Genomic DNA, 15610 nt, shown 5'->3' on the forward strand with positions numbered 1-15610 from the left:
CCCGTGTCGTCCCCGGCGCGCCCCCTGTGACACGCCGAACGGGCAGCCTATCGGCTCGCCACCACGACCTTTGCCTTCAGCGGCAGCTCGCGGGAGGAACGGCCCGCGAACACCGCCCGTCGGCCGGAACCCAGCACCCACGCGTGCCCTTCCGGGTCCCAGGACGACAGCGCCCTCGCGTCGACGTCGACGGCGACCCTCTGCGACTCACCGGGCGCGAGGGTGAGCCGCCGGTAACCGGCCAGTGCGCGCACCGGCTGGTCGAGCCGGAGCTCCGGGGACGGGCCGACGTACACCTGGGCCACCTCGGTGCCCTTGCGGCGGCCGGTGTTGCGGACGGTGAACTCCGCGCGCAGCCCGCCCCGCTCCGGCCGGACCGTGAGGTTCTCGTACTGCCAGGTCGTGTACGAGAGCCCGTGCCCGAAGGGGAACAGCGGCGCCACCTGCTGGGCGTCGTACCAGCGGTGACCGATGTGGATGCCCTCCGAGTACTCCTGCCGGCCGCCCAGTCCCGGGTAGCGCAGCGGGTCGCCGCCGACCGGGGTCGCCTGCTCGTCGGCCGGGAAGGTCTGGGTGAGGCGGCCGCCCGGGTCCACGTCTCCGAAGAGGACGTCGGCGGTGGCTCCCGCGCCCTCCTGGCCCGGGTAGTACATCTGGAGGACGGCCCCGGTGCGTGCGAGCCACGGCATGGTCGTGGCGGAGGAGGTGTTGAGGACCACCGTCGTACGGGGGTTCGCGGCGGCCACCGCCTCGATCAGCCGCTCCTGCCCGCCGGGGAGGGCCAGGGAGGTCCGGTCCCTGCCCTCGGTGGCGTCCTCGTAGGCGAACAGGACCACGCTGCGGGCCGATTTCGCCGTCCTCACGGCCTCGGCGAGGTCCGCGGCCCGGCTCGCCCCGGTGGTGTGCCGGAGCCGGAATCGTTGGCCACCGTCCCCGCCCCTGGCCGTCACGGCGAGCCGGTGGGTGCCCGCCTTGAGGGCGAGGGTGCGGCGGCGGACCGTCATCCCGTCGGGTGCGGAGCCGAGGAGTCCGCCGGCGAAGTGCTCGGCCATGCCCTGCCGGACGGGGAACAGCTCCTCGCCGTCGAGGCGCACGGCGGGCCGCTGCCCGGTGTAGTGGACGATCAGGGTCCACTCGTCGTCCGCCGCGAGGCGGAACTCGCCCTCGTGGCTCCACTCGCGGCCGGGAGCCACGTTCCGCTCGTCGAGGCCGGCGGCCGGGGTCAGCAGCTGCGCGGGGAGCGGCCGCCCGTACAGGTCCTCGCCGAGGGCGTGGCGCACGGTGGAGCCGTTCCCGGCCCGTCGCCGCAGGGCGGTGAGCGGGGCGGCCGCCCCGTCGGGGGCCACGTGCGCGCTGCCCCCACCGCCGACGAACGGCACTTGGGCGGTGGGGCCGATCACCGCGATCGAGCGGGCGGCGGCGCCGGTCAGGGGCAGGGTGCCGGCTTCGTTGCGGAGCAGCACCGCCCCGGCGGTGGCCACCTTGCGGGCGAATCGGGCCCCGGCGGCGGCATCGTGCGCCGGCCGGGCGGCGGGCCGGGCCGCCAGCAGCCCGAAGCGCTCCATGGTGGTCAGGATCCGGTGGACGGCGAGGTCGACGGCGGCCTCGGTCACGGAACCGCCGCGCACCGCCTCGCGCAGCGGCCCGCCGAAGTGGGTGCCGCCGGGCATCTCCATGTCGAGGCCGGCGCCGATGGCGGCGACGGTGCTGTGGGTGGCGTTCCAGTCGGACATCACCCATCCGTCGAACCCCCAGTTCCCGCGCAGCAGTTCGTCGAGCAGCGGCTTGTTCTCGCAGGCGTGGACGCCGTTGACCTTGTTGTACGCGCCCATCACGGCGCCCGCGCCGGCGGCCACGGCGGCCTCGAAGCCCCGTAGCTCGGTCTCGTGCAGGGTCTGCTCGGTGGCGGTCACGTCGACGGTGTCGCGGCCGTGTTCTTGGTTGTTGAGAGCGAAGTGCTTGACGGTGGCGATGAGCCCTTCGTCCTGGACGCCCCGGATCACCTCCGCGACCAGGTCCGCCGTCAGCCGCGGGTCCTCGGCGAAGGTCTCGAAGTTCCGGCCCGCGTACGGGGTCCGGATGAGGTTGGCCATGGGCGCCAGCAGGACGTCCTGGCCGAGCGCGCGGCCCTCGCGGCCGAGGACCCGGCCGTACTCGCGGGCCAGCGCCGGGTCGAAGGCGGAGGCGAGCAGGACCGGCGCGGGCAGGGCGGTGGCGTGCCGGGCCACCCGTACTCCGGCGGGCCCGTCGGCGAGGCGCAGCGCCGGGATGCCCAGGCGCGGTACGCCGGGCACGTAGCCGGCCTGGCCGAGGGGGGCGGGGTCCTGGGCTCCGTGCAGCAGGGCGGTCTTCTCTTCGAGGGTGAGCCGTTCCAGCAGGGCGTCGATGCGGGCGGCGCCGGCGTCCCCGGGCCCGGCGGCGGCTCCCCCGGGGGGTCCCGCTGCGGGCGGCGCCGAGGAGGGTCCCGCACCCGGCGGCACGGTGGGTGCGCAGGCCCCCGCGCCGAGGACCGCTCCGACCCCGCCCGCCGCAGCGAGCAGCCGCATCGCCGAACGTCTGGACACGGCCTCGCTCATCGGCGCTCCCCTGCGGCGTGGTTCGGCGGGAGCGGCCCGCGCCGGACCGCTCCCCCGCCCACTGTGCGCCGCGCGCCGGCGGGCCCGGCCGAGACGCGCCACCGCGGACGCGCAGGTTCAGCCCTCCGGCAGCGGCGGCATGGTGTCGGCGGTCCGGCGCGGCTCGTCCTGGCGCTGGACGCGTGCCTCGGTGCGGTGCCCGCGCGCGATGTAGTCCCGTACGACGGCCTCCACCGCGTCCTGCGGCGAGCCGACCCCGGCGAGCACCATCACCTCCACCACGAGCTCGGCATCGAGGCTGATGTTGACCTTGGCCACGGGCGCTCCCTCCATCGTCGTCCGACGGACTCTAGCCGCCGCACGGCTGCGGATTCCGTGGTTCCGCCCCTTCGTCCGGGCGGCTCCTCCAGCCGGCTCGTCCGGCCGACGGGACCTGCGGGCTCCCTGCTCGCCCGCCCGCGGGTGCGTCCTTCTGCCGCGGCGGCATGCAAAAGGCCCCCGTCCGGCAGAGGCGGGGGCCTTCGCAGCGGCGCCGGGACCTTATGCGTTGGGGCGCAGGGTCCAGACGACGGTCATTTCGCCGGTCACGGCCTCGTCCTCGCGCTGGATGGCGATGGTGACCGGGAACTCGGGGCGGCCGCCCGCGTCGAGTTCGGCGACGACCTCCGCGGCCGGGCGGCCGAGGGTGGCGGTGGCGGTCACGACGCCCTTGGCGAGCTTCTTGTAACCGATCTCGGCCTTCACGGCGAGGGGCACGGCGCGCGTGAGCTGGTCGCCGAAGGCGGCCAGGACGATCGCGCCGCTCGCGGACTCGGCCAGGGTGAACATGGCGCCGGCGTGCGGGCCGCCGACGTGGTTGTGGAAGTCGGGCTGGTCCGGGAGGCGGACGACCGCGCGCTCGGGGGTGGTCTCCAGGAACTGGAGGTTCAGGGTCCGGGCCATCGGCACCGTCGCGGCGAGCAGTTCGCCCACGTTCATCTGATCTGCGCTCATGGACGGCGATGTTACCCGCGAGTAGATGCCCTTGGCCAGAGCTCGCCAGGGGGCGGCCGTGGCTGCCGTGGTCCGCTCCCACTATCGTTACCGGCCATGTGGCCAGGACAGCAGCAGCCGCCCGGGGGCGAACAGAACCCCCAGGACGCGCACCAGAACCCGTACCAGCAGCAGCCGGGGCAGCCGAACCCGTACCAGCAGCAGCCCGGTTACGGATACCCGCAGCAGCCGGGGTACCAGCCGCCCGCAGCCGTTCCCGGCCAGCAGTGGAGCCCGCCCCAGCAGCCTCAGCAGCCCCCGGGCGGCGGCGGGAGCCCGTACTCGACCAAGACCGTGGCCATCGTCGCGGCGGCCGCCGTCATCGTGGCGGCCGCCGGGACCGGCGCCTACGTGTTCACCCGGGACGACAAGAAGACCGAGGCCAACGACAAGCCGCCGGCGGCCAGCTCCCCGCCGGCCACCGAGGCACCCGCCCCGGCCGGCAGCAGCGCCAACCCGCGGGCCGGCGGCAGCATGCAGCCCGTCATCCCGGGCTGGAAGGTCGTCGTCAACACCAAGTACAACGTCGCCTACGACGTACCCCCCGAGTGGAACGTCAACGACTCCGGGGTGTCCCTCTCCATCCACGACGAGGCCGACGGCAAGCCGGTCGTCACGATGTCCGGGACCGCCACCCTCAAGAACGAGTGGTGCACGGTCGACAAGAACGCGGACGGCACGATGGAGAAGTACTCGCTCGCCGACACCGGCGTCAAGGGTGCCCAGGGCGCCAAGGACACGGCCCAGGTGGCGACCGACAACACCGGCACCTGGGTCTGGGCGGCGTACGCCCAGAAGGAGCCCAAGGGAACGGTGAAGGTCAGCGAGCCCAAGGATTACACGACCGCCTCCGGCATCAAGGGCCACACGGCGGTCGCGACCGCGCCGAACGTCAAGAAGGAGAACAAGTGCTCCTCGGACGGCAAGGCCATCGGCTTCGCCTTCAAGAACGCCGTCGGTGACTTCGCCAGCTTCGTGATCGTCGGCGCGGCGGGCGTGAAGGACGAGGTTCCGACCGACGTCTCCGACAAGATGCTCAGCTCCATCCGGCTCTCCACCGGCTGATCTCCCCCTCAGCCGGCCCTGGCCGGGAATCCGTTTGGATTCCCGGCCCGGGCCGGGGATAGTCCGGGGGTGAGCTCTCCCCCCGCCGCAGCGCCCCGTCCGCCCGCACGCCGCCGTCGTCCCGACTGGGCGGGCCGCAACTACTCCCTGCTGACCGGCGCGGCGGTCGTCACCAACCTCGGCAGCCACGGAGCCCTCATCGCGGCCACCTTCGCGGTGATGGAGGCCGGCGGGTCCAGCGGCGACATCGGCCTGGTCGCGGCCGCCCGTACGCTGCCGCTCGTCCTCTTCCTGCTCATCGGCGGCGCCGTCGCCGACCGGCTGCCGCGCCACCGCGTGATGGTCGCGGCCAACGCCCTGAACTGCCTCTCGCAGGCCGCCTTCGCGCTGCTCGTCCTCACCGGCGACCCCCGGCTGTGGCAGATGATGCTGCTGACCGCCCTGTGCGGCACCGGCACCGCCTTCTTCAATCCCGCGGCCGAAGGCATGCTGCTGTCCACGGTCTCCGGGGAGAACTCCAACCGGGCCTTCGCGCTGTTCCGCATGGCGATGAACGGCGCGGGCATCGGCGGCGCCGCCCTCGGCGGGGCGATGATCGCCGCGATGGGCCCGGGCTGGGTCCTGGCCGTGGACGCAGCCGCCTTCGCCGTCGCGGGCGTGCTGCGCGCGTTCCTCGACGTGAGCCACGTCCCCGGCCGGGCCCCCGGTGGCGGCCTGCTGGCCGACCTGCGCGAGGGGTGGACGGAGGTCCGGACCCGCCCGTGGCTGTGGAGCATCGTGCTCCAGTTCTCCGTCGTCGTCGCCGTCGTGGGCGCCGCGGAGGCGGTCTACGGTCCGCTGGTCGCCAGGGACCGGCTGGGCGGGGCGGCTCCCTGGGGCGTGGCCCTCGCCTTCTTCGGGGTCGGCACCATCGCCGGGGCCGTCCTGATGATGGTGTGGAAGCCGCGCCGGCTGCTGCTGATCGGCACGCTGTGCGTGTTCCCGCTGGCACTGCCGTCGGCGGGCCTCGCCGTGCCGCTGCCCGTGTGGGGGCTGTGCGCGGTGATGTTCGTCAGCGGGGCCGCGATCGAGGTCTTCGGCGTGAGCTGGATGACGACGATGCACCAGGAGATCCCGGAGGAGAAGTTCTCCCGGGTCTCCGCCTACGACTGGTTCGGCTCCGTGTCGATGCTCCCGCTGGCCACCGCCCTGGCCGGCCCGGCCGAATCGGCCTTCGGCCGCACCCAGGCCCTGTGGGGCTGCGCGGCCCTGGTCGTCCTGGCCACGGCCCTGGTCCTCCTGATCCCGGACGTCCGCCACATGACCCGCAGATCCAAACCGACCTCCCTCCCCAAACCCCCCACCAGCCCAGCCACCCCCTCAACCGCCACGCCCTCCAGCCCCGCCGGCGTTTGAGGCGCGGGGGTCCCCCCGGACGGAGTCTGGGGGAGGGTCCGGGGCGGAGCCCCGATCTTTGAGCCCGGCCGGCGACTGAGGCCCGGGCCCAGGGACGCGGCGGCAGCACGCCGGCTACCCCACCGAGAACGCACCCTCCGGCGGAGCCGGGGACGGCGCCGCGTCCGCGTCGGCCACCGGCGCCGCGCCCTTCATGAACCGGACCAGCCCGTCCCCGTACTCCACCCGCGCGGGAAACACGTCACCCGCGCACCGCCGAGCCAGGGCAGCCACCGGGATCCCGGCGTCGGACGCGAGGAGCACCGCGTTCCCGAACCGCCGCCCCCGCAGCACCCCCGGCTCCGCGACCAGCGCCAGCTCCCCGAACGCCTCCGCGAAGTTCGCCAGTTGCGCCCGCAGGAAGTCGAACGGCGCCCCGTCGGCCAGGTTCGCCGCGTACAGCCCGCCGGGCCGCAGCACCCGCGCCGCCGCCCGCGCGTACTCCACCGAGGTCAGCTGGGCCGGCACCCGCGAGCCGCCGAAGACGTCGGCCACCACCACGTCCGCGCTCGCGGCCGGCGCCGCCTCCAGCCAGGCCCGGGCGTCGGCGGTGTGCACCGTGACCCCGGACCCCTCCGGCAGCGGCAGGTGTTCGGCGACCAGCTCGACCAGGCCCGCGTCGAATTCCACGACCGCCTGCCGGGATCCCGGCCGGGTCGCGGCCGCGTAGCGGGGCAGGGTGAGCGCGCCGCCGCCCAGGTGCAGGAGGTCCAGTGGGAGCCCGGGCTCCGCCGCGCAGTCCAGGACGTGCGCGAGGCGGCGTACGTACTCGAATTCCAGGTGCTGCGGATCGTCCAGGTCCACATACGACTGCGGGGACCCGTCGACGGTCAGCAGCCAGGCCCGCTCCGCGTCCACGTCCGGCATCAGCTTGGCAGTGCCCTGGCCCACGTCCCGGACGACCGGGATCTGTTCGTCGCTCACCCCACCATTGTCGGGCGGCCCGCAACGGGACGGTCGGCCAGGGGGCGCGACCGCACCGGGGCCGGCTCAGGCGGACCAGACCGCGGCCGCCTCCTCGACGTGCTCCGCCGCCTGCGCCAGGCCGGCCCGCGCCGCGGGGTCCCGCCGGGCGGGGTCGAGCACGTTGCGCCCGAAGGCCTTGCGGGCCTCCGCCGACGGGCTGATCACCAGGACCCGCGCCCCCGCTTCCCGCAGCCGTGCGGCCTGCGCGGTCGGCGAGGGGACGAGCCCGGAGCCGAGCGCGATCGGCGCGATGATCACGACGCGGGCGTACCCCGCGGCGAGATCGGCGTTGGTCGCGGAGCGGACGCCTCCGTCGATGAACCGCCGTCCGCCGACCGTCACCGGCGGCCACACCCCCGGCACGGCGCAGCTCGCCGAGACCGCGTCGACGAGCCCCGCGCCGCTCTCCCGGTCGAAGTCGGCCGGTTCGCCGGTGAGCGCGTCCACGGCGGTGACGACGAGCCGCCGCTCGGGCCATTCGTGCGAGACCAGCCGGGCGGCGAGCACCGCGCGCCGATCGGCCTCGGCGCCGGTGTCGGCGGCCAGCGCCATGGCGCCGACCCGCTGCCGGTAGGCCGTCGCGCTGCGGGAGCGGGCCATCGCGAGGGCGTACCGCGCGATGACACCGGCCCCGAGTTTGGCGGCGATCTCCCCGGTGGCGTCGCCGAGCTGGCGCTCGTACAGCTCCTGCACGGACAGCTGCCCGCAGGTGAGCTGGGCGCCGACCACCGAGCCCGCCGAGGTGCCGACGACGAGGTCGGCGGTGGTGAGGTCGACGCCCGCGCGGGCGAGCCCGTACAGGATTCCGCACTCCCAGCCCACGCCCGTCAGTCCCCCGCCGCCCAGCACCAGTGCCGTGTCGCCGCCCATCGCCGCCCGCCCCTCTGCTTCGCACATGCCTGTGGTGACGGCAGTCTGGCGCAGCAGTTCCGCCGTCACCACAGAGGGGTCCGCCTCGGGCCGGCCGGGTCACCCCAGCACGGCCGTCACGGTTCCCGCGCCGACCGTCCGCCCGCCCTCGCGGATCGCGAAGCCGAGCCCCGACTCCAGCGGGACGTCCCGCCCGAGCTCGACGGTCATCGTGACCGTCTGCCCCGGCCGGGCCACGCCGGCCTCGCCAAGGTCCACGTCCCCCACCACGTCGGCGGTGCGGATGTAGAACTGCGGCCGGTAGCCGGTGGCGACCGGGGTCGTACGGCCGCCCTCGCGCCCGGAGAGCACGTAGACCTGCGCGGTGAAGCGCCGCTTGGGCGCCACGCTGCCGGGCGCGGCCACCACGTGCCCGCGGCGCACGCCGTCGCGCGGGACCCCGCGCAGCAGCAGCGCGACGTTGTCCCCGGCCTCGGCGGACTCCATCGGCTTCCCGAAGGTCTCCAGTCCGGTGACGACCGTCTCGGCCGGCTCGCCGTCGCCGCCGAGGACCGCGACGCGGTCGCCGAGGCGGACGCTGCCGCGCTCGACGGCTCCGGTCACGACGGTCCCGCGCCCGGTGATGGTCAGCACGTTCTCCACGGGCAGCAGGAAGGGCGCGTCCGTGTACCGCACCGGCGTCGGCACGTACGTGTCCACCGCGTCCAGCAGCGCCTCGATCGCCCCGGTCCACCGCGGGTCGCCCTCCAGCGCCCCGAGCCCGGAGACCCGTACGACCGGCGCGGCGTCCCCGCCGTAGCCGTGCGCGGTGAGCAGCTCGCGGACCTCCAGCTCGACCAGGTCGGTCAGCTCGGGGTCCCCGGCGTCGGCCTTGTTCAGCGCGACGACAATGTGGTCGACGCCGACCTGCCGGGCGAGGAGCACGTGCTCGGCCGTTTGCGGCATGACCCCGTCGAGGGCGGAGACGACGAGGATCGCCCCGTCGAGCTGCGCGGCCCCGGTGACCATGTTCTTGATGTAGTCCGCGTGACCGGGCATGTCCACGTGGGCGTAGTGCCGGGTGTCGGTCTCGTACTCGACGTGCGTGAGGTTGATGGTGATGCCGCGCCGGGCCTCCTCGGGGGCCCGGTCGATGCGGTCGAAGGGCACGAAGGAGGCGCCGCCGCGCTCGGCGAGGACCTTGGTGATGGCGGCGGTGAGGGTGGTCTTGCCGTGGTCGACGTGACCCATGGTGCCGATGTTGAGGTGCGGCTTGGTCCGCACGAAGGCCGTCTTGGCCATGATGTCTTCATCCCGTTGCTCGAAGCCTGTCCGGGACCCCTGAACCGAGCCGACCCTCCCCCTGCGGGGTCCGCCGGACGATCCGGGAAGGGTCAGCTTCGTGCGCCGTCGAATGCGGCGAAGGCCTCTGCGGGAAAGGCGAATGCGGCAGCCTTCGGCGCGTCCGCGACTGCGGACGGCGCTGCGGGGAAGGCGAACCGGGACATGCCCCTGATCCTGCCGGACGGCCCCGGGCCCGTCGAATGATTTACCGCTGAACCGGCGGGCCCTCAGAGGTTCTTGAGCGCCTCGCGCACGGACAGCGGGGACAGGACGCCGCGTTCGGCCTCGACGAAGGCGCGCACCGCGCCGGGGTCGGTCTTCGCGTACTCCCGCAGGGACCAGCCGATGGCCTTGCGCAGGAAGAAGTCCGGGTGGCCGGCCCGGCGGCGGCAGTAGGCGAAGAGGCGCCCGGCGTCGGTGGCGGCCTTGTAGCGGAGCTGGTGGAGCAGGGCGGCGCGGGCGAGCCAGAGGTCCTCGTCCTCGATCCACTCGTCCATCACCTCCGCCAGCTCCGGGTCGGCGGCCACCAGCGGGCCGACCACGTGCGCGGCCAGCAGGTCGACGGTGTCCCACCAGGGGACGGTGACGATCAGGTGCCGGACCACCGGCAGGAGGCCGGAGGAGCACCGGGAGACGTGGCGGCGGAGGTAGTCCACCGCGAAGTAGTGGTACTCGCGCTCGGGGAGCCGCCAGCAGCGCAGCGCGAGCGCCGCGCAGTCCGCCTCCGACGGTTTGGGGGTGTCCCTGGTCACGCCCTTCGACCGTTCCCGGCGCAGCGGCGTCGGGATGCCGAGGAAGGGTGCGGCGCCCTTCATGTACGCGGTCATCGCCTCGGCCCGCGCGGGGTCGGCGGCTGCCGCGTACGTCCTGGTCAGCCGGTCCAGCAGGGTGTCCGCGAGGGCACTGTCGGGAACCCTCGGGGGTCGCCGGTCGTTCGACGGCATGAGGCCCAGATTACGGCGCGACGCCGCATACGTCGGCTAGTCTCCCGGGATGTCCCTCCTCCTCGCGCCGTGGACCCGGCTGTCGCTGCTCGTCGTGCTGCTCGTGGCGGCCGGCGTGTGCGTGCTGCTGTTCGAGCCCCAGCGCCTGCTCTCGGAGGGCTGGCCCCCGGGCCTCCCGGTGGGCACGGCGGTCCTGCTGTTCGCAGCCGCGTACGGCGTGTGCGCGGCGGCCTTCGTACCGCGCCCCCTGCTGAACCTGGCCGCGGGAGCGGTCTTCGGCACCCAGTTCGGCCTCGTCGCAGCAGTCGGCGGCACCGTTCTCGGCGCCGCGATCGCCTTCGGCCTCGGCCGGATCATGGGCCAGGAGGCTTTGCGTCCGTATCTGCGCGGCCGCTGGATCGAGGCGGCGGACGGCCAGCTCAGCCGGCACGGCTTCCGCTCGATGCTCGCCGTCCGGCTCTTTCCCGGCGTGCCCTTCGTGGTGGCCAATTACTGCGCGGCGGTGTCCCGCTGCGGCTGGGGACCCTTCCTCCTCGCGACGGCGCTCGGCGTCGTGCCGAACACCACCGCGTACGTGATCGCCGGGGCCAGCGCCTCCTCCCCCGGTTCGCCCGCCTTCCTGGTCTCCTTCGGCTTCATCGTGGTATCGGTGGTGGCGGCCGGAGCCGTCGCCTGGCGCAAGCGGCACCGCCTGGCACCCCCGCGTTCCCGGGATTCCGCGTACGAACTGACGCCCCAGCACCCCCCAGTGGTCAGCGGCACTTCGCACGGGCCCTAGCATCGGACGCGAACTGCCCGACGATCACAAGGACGAGCGCACCCCGACATGAGCTGGTTCGAATCCCTAATCCTCGGTCTCGTCCAGGGGCTTACGGAGTTCCTCCCGATCTCCTCCAGTGCCCACCTGCGGCTGACCGCGGCATTCGCCGGCTGGCACGACCCAGGAGCGGCCTTCACCGCGATCACCCAGATCGGCACCGAGGCCGCCGTCCTGATCTATTTCCGCAAGGACATCGCGCGGATCATCTCCACCTGGTTCCGGTCCCTGTACACGAAGGCCCTGCGCTCGGAGCAGGACGCCAAGATGGGCTGGCTGGTGATCGTCGGCTCGATTCCGATCGGCGTCCTCGGCCTGGTCTTCAAGGACGCGATCGTGGGCCCGGCCCGTGACCTGCGGCTGACGGCGACCACCCTCATCGTGATGGGCATCGTGCTCGGCATCGCCGACCGGCTGGCCGCACGCGACGAGGAGGGCGGCCGGCACCGCGCCATCCGCGAGCGCAAGACGCTCAAGGAGCTCAGCGTCAAGGACGGCCTGATCTTCGGCGCCTGCCAGGCGATGGCCCTGATCCCGGGCGTCTCCCGGTCCGGCGCGACGATCTCCGGCGGTCTGCTGCTGGGCTTCACCCGTGAGGCCGCGGCGCGGTACTCCTTCCTCCTCGCGATCCCGGCCGTCCTGGCCTCGGGCGCGTTCGAGATCCTGGACGTGGTCGAGGAGCCGGGTCACATCTCGTGGGGTCCGACGATCTTCGCCACGGTCATCGCCTTCTTCGTGGGCTACGCCGTGATCGCGTGGTTCATGAAGTTCATCACGACCAAGAGCTTCATGCCCTTCGTGATCTACCGGATCCTCCTGGGCATCCTCCTGTTCGTGCTGATCGGCACGGACGTGCTGAGCCCGCACGCGGGTGAGTCCGGGTCCTGATCCCGGGCCGCACATGTAGCACCATCTAGCATTTCCCAGCGCCTGACTGCATCACCACACCATGATCATCTCCCACTCGTCTCCCACCTGGGAGGCGGGACGCACTCCCCCTACGGCGTGCGCGTCCGCAAAGCGAGGGATGACACGGAAGGGCCCGCACGGCAAGCCGTGCGGGCCCTTCCGTACAGAGGGTAGAGCGGGTCAGCTGAGCTTCAGTCCGGCCCAGGCCGCGCCGCGAGGAAACGCAGCCGCTCATCCACCCTGTCCCGGGCATCGCCGGTGACGTCGTCCAGCGCGGCGGCGGCCTTGCGGATGAGCCGACCGAGGCGCGCTTCCACGCCCTCCCACGTGTGCGTCACCTCGACTGCCTCACCGTGCGGACCCGTGCCCAGCGCCCCGTATACGGCGATGGCGCCTTCCCCCATGTCCCCGTTGATCGCGAGGACCTGGAGGAGCCGGATGTCCCCGGCCGCCGTGATCTCATCCGGCGCGCGGCCCTGGAGCCGGTGCTCCACCACCGCCGTGCCGTCCCCGCTCACGGTGTCCAGGGCGACCATGGCCGTCACGATGACGTCGGCGAGTTCCTACGCGAGGTCTCCCCTGTCGTGGGACGCACCCTCGCGCGGGTTGACGCCAAGCGTCCCGTGAAGGGCCTCCGCGACCTCCCCCAGCTCCTCGGAAATCTTGAGCATGCGCAGGAGCCAGGCGTCCTCCGCCAACGTCGGGCCGCGTTCGTGTCGAGCCACTTCCGCAGCCGCGTCACGTGCTCCCGGGTCTCAACCTTCATGCCGATCTTCTCGGGTTGGAACAGCGCCGACGCCGTGACGTCCGCGGCGGCCAGGTCGGTCACTCTCAGCGGCGCCGTGGTGTGGATTGCCAGGGAGACCGTCAGTGTGGACCGGTCTGTGAGCCGGTCCTCGCCGGTGCGCGGCTCATACACGTACCGGGCAGTCCTCTACGTGGCGTGCGAGGGACCGGGAGACGCGGGCGTGGTAGGGAACGCGTACTCCCACACCTGGAACGTGCGGTACTCCGGGACGTGCTCCGGCTCCAGAATGTTGAAGTCCCCGAGGACCAGGCGGTGGCCGCCTCCCCGGTGGGGAGCGCGGCGGCCAGGCCCTCCAGGAACGTGTGCTTCCTGGAGGCCTTCGCCTCCGTCTGCTCGCGGGACGGCACGTACACCTCGAGGGCCTCCAGGGGCCCCGTGGCGGTCTCCGCGGTCACGGTGGCCACCCGGTGCGGAAGGTGGTCCAACGGCTAGCCGGAGCGGGCTCGTGGCGAGGCGGGACACGATCATCACGCCCCGCTTCCGAGTGCCCTGGGGAGGCCACGGGAAGGTCACCGTGTAGCCGGCCCGCTCGAACTGCTTGGCCTGGAACTCACACCCCACGCTCCGCGCCGTCTCTGTGAGGACGAGTTCGCCGCCCTTCTTCGTCAGGGGGAGGGCGCGAGTTGATCGACAGCATCCCGCATTGAGCCCTCCGCGGGGGCGTAGCGGCGGGCCTCGCCTGCCCGTCCGCGCCTTCGCCGGGACCACCCCGCCGAGGAGTCGGCCGAGTTGCGCCATCGAGGGCGGAGCTCAGCGGCCATTGTCGGTGCGGGCCCGTACGATCCATCCATGCCCTCGCCCGCCAGGCCTCACGATCGACTGCGCCCTGCTGCTGCGCGGATCAACACGGCGATCCGACGACTCATGGAGGATCCCAACACACACCGGCGCGCGGCGGAGTACCAACGGCTCCTGGTTGAGTGGAAGAAAGCCACCCGGGCCGACATGGTCAAGGCGGCGTAACGCACGAGCACCCCGCCGACTGGGCGGGTCCTACTGAAGTCGAACTGGTGATGTCGGCGCCGAGTTGATCACGTTGGCGTGCCGCCCAGACCCCGCGAGTCGCACCAGTCCTCGTAGCCAAAGGACTCAGGGGTACGAACCAGGGCTCGGGTGCGTGCCGCCCAGCTGCCGATCCAGGCTCCTCCGGTCGGCGTCGCCCCGTCGGTCAGCGCGCGCAGGCTTACGAGTAGCCGCACGATCATGACGCGACCTTGATCGCGTAGGAGCCCCGCGACTTGAGTGCTGGTATTCGGCGATTCCGGCCTGACAGGATCGGCTCGTGATCAAAAACTCGGTGACTATGCGCGAGCTCGTTGTCAGTGACTTCCACGCTGTGCATGCCTTCGCCAGCCTGCCGGAGGCTTGCCGCTACCAGGCGTGGGGGCCGAACACCGAGGAACAGACGCGGGACTTCGTCCAAGGCGCGGTGGATGCCCGGCTGCAGTCCCCGCAGGCAAGATTCGTGTATGCGGCCTGCCTCGACGGTGAACTCGTCGGTATCGGCGAGCTGAAGGTCCGTAGCCTGGCCCACCGTCAGGGCGAGATCTCCTATCTCGTACATCCTCGGGTGTGGGGTCGAGGCGTGGGCACAGCCATCGGCGGGGAACTTCTCGGCAGAGGGTTTGGGCTGATGGCACTGCACCGGATCTATGCGACCTGCGATCCTCGCAACGTCGCATCGGCCCGGGTGCTGGGCAAGCTCGGCATGACCCACGAGGGTCGACACCGGCACACCGCGCTGATCCGGGACGGCTGGCGTGACTCCGAAGTCTTCAGCATCCTCGACCAGGAATGGGCGCACCGGCCCGGGCCTGAATGATCGGGGCGTCGGTGGTCAGGCTCCGGCAGCCGCTCTGGTGTCCGAGGCAAAAGCCGCGCGGGATCATCTGGGGTGTGAAGTCGAGTTGGGCCCGCGCGGCCTGTTCTGATTCGGCCCTGTGCGGGATCTCGGAGGAACACCTGGGTGCACTGATCACCGAGTTGGCCGGGCCGTGGACCGCAGCCCGAGAGTCTGAGCTGACCAAGCGGCGTGGCCATGGCCGATTGCGGGCGGCCGGGGCTGGGCCGGATCACCAACTGGTCCTCGTGGAACGGGTGCTGGTGACCTTGGTGGTGTCGCGCTGGGCGCTGTCGCACAGGGTGCTCGCGGCGCCGTTCGGAGTCTCGCCCTCCACGATCGACCGGGCGGTCTGCGAGGGGATCACGCTGCGGATCGACGGTACCGAAGTGCAGGTACGCCGCCCGAAGGCGGGGCGGCCGGGCCGTAAGGCGTTCGTGTCGGGCAAGATGAAGCAGAACACCGAGAAAGTCACGATGATCAGCGACGAGCAGGGTCGGGAGCTGTGGCTCGGGGCGATCCGCCCAGGCCGGACGCACGATGTCACTGCAGTACGCACCGAGGGCCGCGAGGAGCAGTTGCGTCTGCACCCGAACGTGAAAGCCGAAGTCGATTCCGGCTATGCCGGCCTGGCCCGCGACTTCCCCGGCCAGGTCAGCGCCCCGCCGAGGAAGCCAGCGACGGACGCCGGGCCGTCCGAGCGCAACTTCTACGGCCATGCGTTCCGCCGCCAACCCCAACGGCGGATCACGGTCGAGCATGCCAACACAGAGGTCGAGCAGTGACGGTCGCTACAACGCTGGACCGGCGAGCGCGACGACCTGCCCGAGGTCATCGCCGCAATCGGCGCCCTGGTCTCCGACCGCAGCGCCAAGCGCCCAACCCGCAGCAGGCCGAGCGTGGAACCCGACCGTGTCCGCGCAACGGCCTGCTGATCCACCCCTGAGTCGAACCGCCAGGCCAGCACATCCCAAGCCCTATCGTGCGGCTACTCGTCACTTCGGGCATCGTCCGGAAACGCATGAG

General features: G+C 72.7%; 14 protein-coding genes. 6 read left to right on the forward strand and 8 right to left on the reverse strand.

The window, feature by feature from the left end; all coding sequences use genetic code 11:
- Nucleotides 1–47: 47 nt before the first annotated feature.
- The 3 genes from OG472_RS10005 to OG472_RS10015 form a co-directional block, all read right to left on the reverse strand.
- On the reverse strand, nt 48–2576 hold the full coding sequence (locus tag OG472_RS10005) for a beta-glucosidase (RefSeq protein ID WP_401612963.1): 2529 nt from the start codon (nt 2574–2576) through the stop codon (nt 48–50).
- Between the two features lie 117 nt (nt 2577–2693).
- A complete protein-coding gene (locus OG472_RS10010) occupies nt 2694–2894 on the reverse strand; it encodes a type II toxin-antitoxin system VapB family antitoxin (protein WP_319722615.1) in 201 nt (66 codons plus the stop codon).
- 222 nt (nt 2895–3116) lie between these two features.
- On the reverse strand, nt 3117–3569 hold the full coding sequence (locus OG472_RS10015; RefSeq protein WP_405829075.1) for a DUF4442 domain-containing protein: 453 nt from the start codon (nt 3567–3569) through the stop codon (nt 3117–3119).
- Between the two features lie 96 nt (nt 3570–3665).
- On the opposite strand from OG472_RS10015, the gene OG472_RS10020 reads away from it, so the two are divergent.
- On the forward strand, nt 3666–4673 hold the full coding sequence (locus OG472_RS10020) for a hypothetical protein (RefSeq protein WP_405829076.1): 1008 nt from the start codon (nt 3666–3668) through the stop codon (nt 4671–4673).
- Nucleotides 4674–4742: 69 nt separating this feature from the next.
- Entirely contained in the window at nt 4743–6068 is a 1326-nt protein-coding gene (locus OG472_RS10025; protein ID WP_401612957.1) for an MFS transporter, read from the forward strand.
- A gap of 114 nt (nt 6069–6182) precedes the next feature.
- Here OG472_RS10025 and OG472_RS10030 read toward each other — a convergent pair whose 3' ends face one another.
- The 4 genes from OG472_RS10030 to OG472_RS10045 all read right to left on the reverse strand — a co-directional run bounded on the left by OG472_RS10030 (nt 6183) and on the right by OG472_RS10045 (nt 10210).
- Nucleotides 6183–6974, reverse strand: coding sequence for a spermidine synthase (locus tag OG472_RS10030; RefSeq protein WP_401613102.1), 792 nt, complete (start codon nt 6972–6974; stop codon nt 6183–6185).
- Between the two features lie 123 nt (nt 6975–7097).
- Nucleotides 7098–7943 (reverse strand): patatin-like phospholipase family protein, encoded by an 846-nt coding sequence (locus OG472_RS10035; RefSeq protein WP_405943163.1) that lies wholly within the window; start codon nt 7941–7943, stop codon nt 7098–7100.
- Nucleotides 7944–8042: 99 nt separating this feature from the next.
- On the reverse strand, nt 8043–9224 hold the full coding sequence (gene tuf / locus OG472_RS10040; protein ID WP_401612955.1) for an elongation factor Tu: 1182 nt from the start codon (nt 9222–9224) through the stop codon (nt 8043–8045).
- A 269-nt stretch (nt 9225–9493) separates the two neighbouring features.
- Nucleotides 9494–10210, reverse strand: a complete 717-nt coding sequence (locus OG472_RS10045; protein WP_405829079.1) for a DNA alkylation repair protein — start codon at nt 10208–10210, stop codon at nt 9494–9496.
- Nucleotides 10211–10259: 49 nt separating this feature from the next.
- Between OG472_RS10045 and OG472_RS10050 the strand changes: the two genes are divergently transcribed.
- Nucleotides 10260–10988 carry a TVP38/TMEM64 family protein gene (locus tag OG472_RS10050; protein ID WP_401612951.1) on the forward strand — a complete coding sequence of 243 codons (729 nt, stop codon included), beginning with the start codon at nt 10260–10262 and terminating at the stop codon, nt 10986–10988.
- A 48-nt stretch (nt 10989–11036) separates the two neighbouring features.
- Nucleotides 11037–11915 carry an undecaprenyl-diphosphate phosphatase gene (locus tag OG472_RS10055; RefSeq protein ID WP_401612949.1) on the forward strand — a complete coding sequence of 293 codons (879 nt, stop codon included), beginning with the start codon at nt 11037–11039 and terminating at the stop codon, nt 11913–11915.
- A 212-nt stretch (nt 11916–12127) separates the two neighbouring features.
- Here the strand turns inward: OG472_RS10055 and OG472_RS10060 are convergent, their stop codons facing one another.
- Nucleotides 12128–12472 carry a hypothetical protein gene (locus OG472_RS10060; protein ID WP_401612947.1) on the reverse strand — a complete coding sequence of 115 codons (345 nt, stop codon included), beginning with the start codon at nt 12470–12472 and terminating at the stop codon, nt 12128–12130.
- Nucleotides 12473–14026: 1554 nt separating this feature from the next.
- On the opposite strand from OG472_RS10060, the gene OG472_RS10065 reads away from it, so the two are divergent.
- Complete coding sequence (locus tag OG472_RS10065; RefSeq protein ID WP_405829082.1) at nt 14027–14566, forward strand: GNAT family N-acetyltransferase; 540 nt, start codon at nt 14027–14029, stop codon at nt 14564–14566.
- Nucleotides 14567–14640: 74 nt separating this feature from the next.
- Nucleotides 14641–15369 (forward strand): transposase family protein, encoded by a 729-nt coding sequence (locus tag OG472_RS10070; protein ID WP_405829083.1) that lies wholly within the window; start codon nt 14641–14643, stop codon nt 15367–15369.
- Nucleotides 15370–15610 lie beyond the last annotated feature (241 nt).

The sequence above is a fragment of the Streptomyces sp. NBC_00207 genome (genome assembly GCF_045160965.1).
In the GTDB taxonomy this organism is placed as follows: Bacteria; Actinomycetota; Actinomycetes; order Streptomycetales; family Streptomycetaceae; genus Streptomyces.

What these genes read in the sequence shown, in the direction of transcription:
- OG472_RS10005 (WP_401612963.1), bottom strand. Translation starts at nt 2,576, where the DNA reads ATGAGCGAGGCCGTGTCCAGACGTTCGGCGATGCGGCTGCTCGCTGCG.
- tuf (WP_401612955.1), bottom strand. Translation starts at nt 9,224, where the DNA reads ATGGCCAAGACGGCCTTCGTGCGGACCAAGCCGCACCTCAACATCGGC.
- OG472_RS10050 (WP_401612951.1), top strand. Translation starts at nt 10,260, where the DNA reads ATGTCCCTCCTCCTCGCGCCGTGGACCCGGCTGTCGCTGCTCGTCGTG.
- OG472_RS10030 (WP_401613102.1), bottom strand. Translation starts at nt 6,974, where the DNA reads ATGCCGGACGTGGACGCGGAGCGGGCCTGGCTGCTGACCGTCGACGGG.
- OG472_RS10015 (WP_405829075.1), bottom strand. Translation starts at nt 3,569, where the DNA reads ATGAGCGCAGATCAGATGAACGTGGGCGAACTGCTCGCCGCGACGGTG.
- OG472_RS10055 (WP_401612949.1), top strand. Translation starts at nt 11,037, where the DNA reads ATGAGCTGGTTCGAATCCCTAATCCTCGGTCTCGTCCAGGGGCTTACG.
- OG472_RS10060 (WP_401612947.1), bottom strand. Translation starts at nt 12,472, where the DNA reads ATGGTCGCCCTGGACACCGTGAGCGGGGACGGCACGGCGGTGGTGGAG.
- OG472_RS10035 (WP_405943163.1), bottom strand. Translation starts at nt 7,943, where the DNA reads ATGGGCGGCGACACGGCACTGGTGCTGGGCGGCGGGGGACTGACGGGC.
- OG472_RS10020 (WP_405829076.1), top strand. Translation starts at nt 3,666, where the DNA reads ATGTGGCCAGGACAGCAGCAGCCGCCCGGGGGCGAACAGAACCCCCAG.
- OG472_RS10045 (WP_405829079.1), bottom strand. Translation starts at nt 10,210, where the DNA reads ATGCCGTCGAACGACCGGCGACCCCCGAGGGTTCCCGACAGTGCCCTC.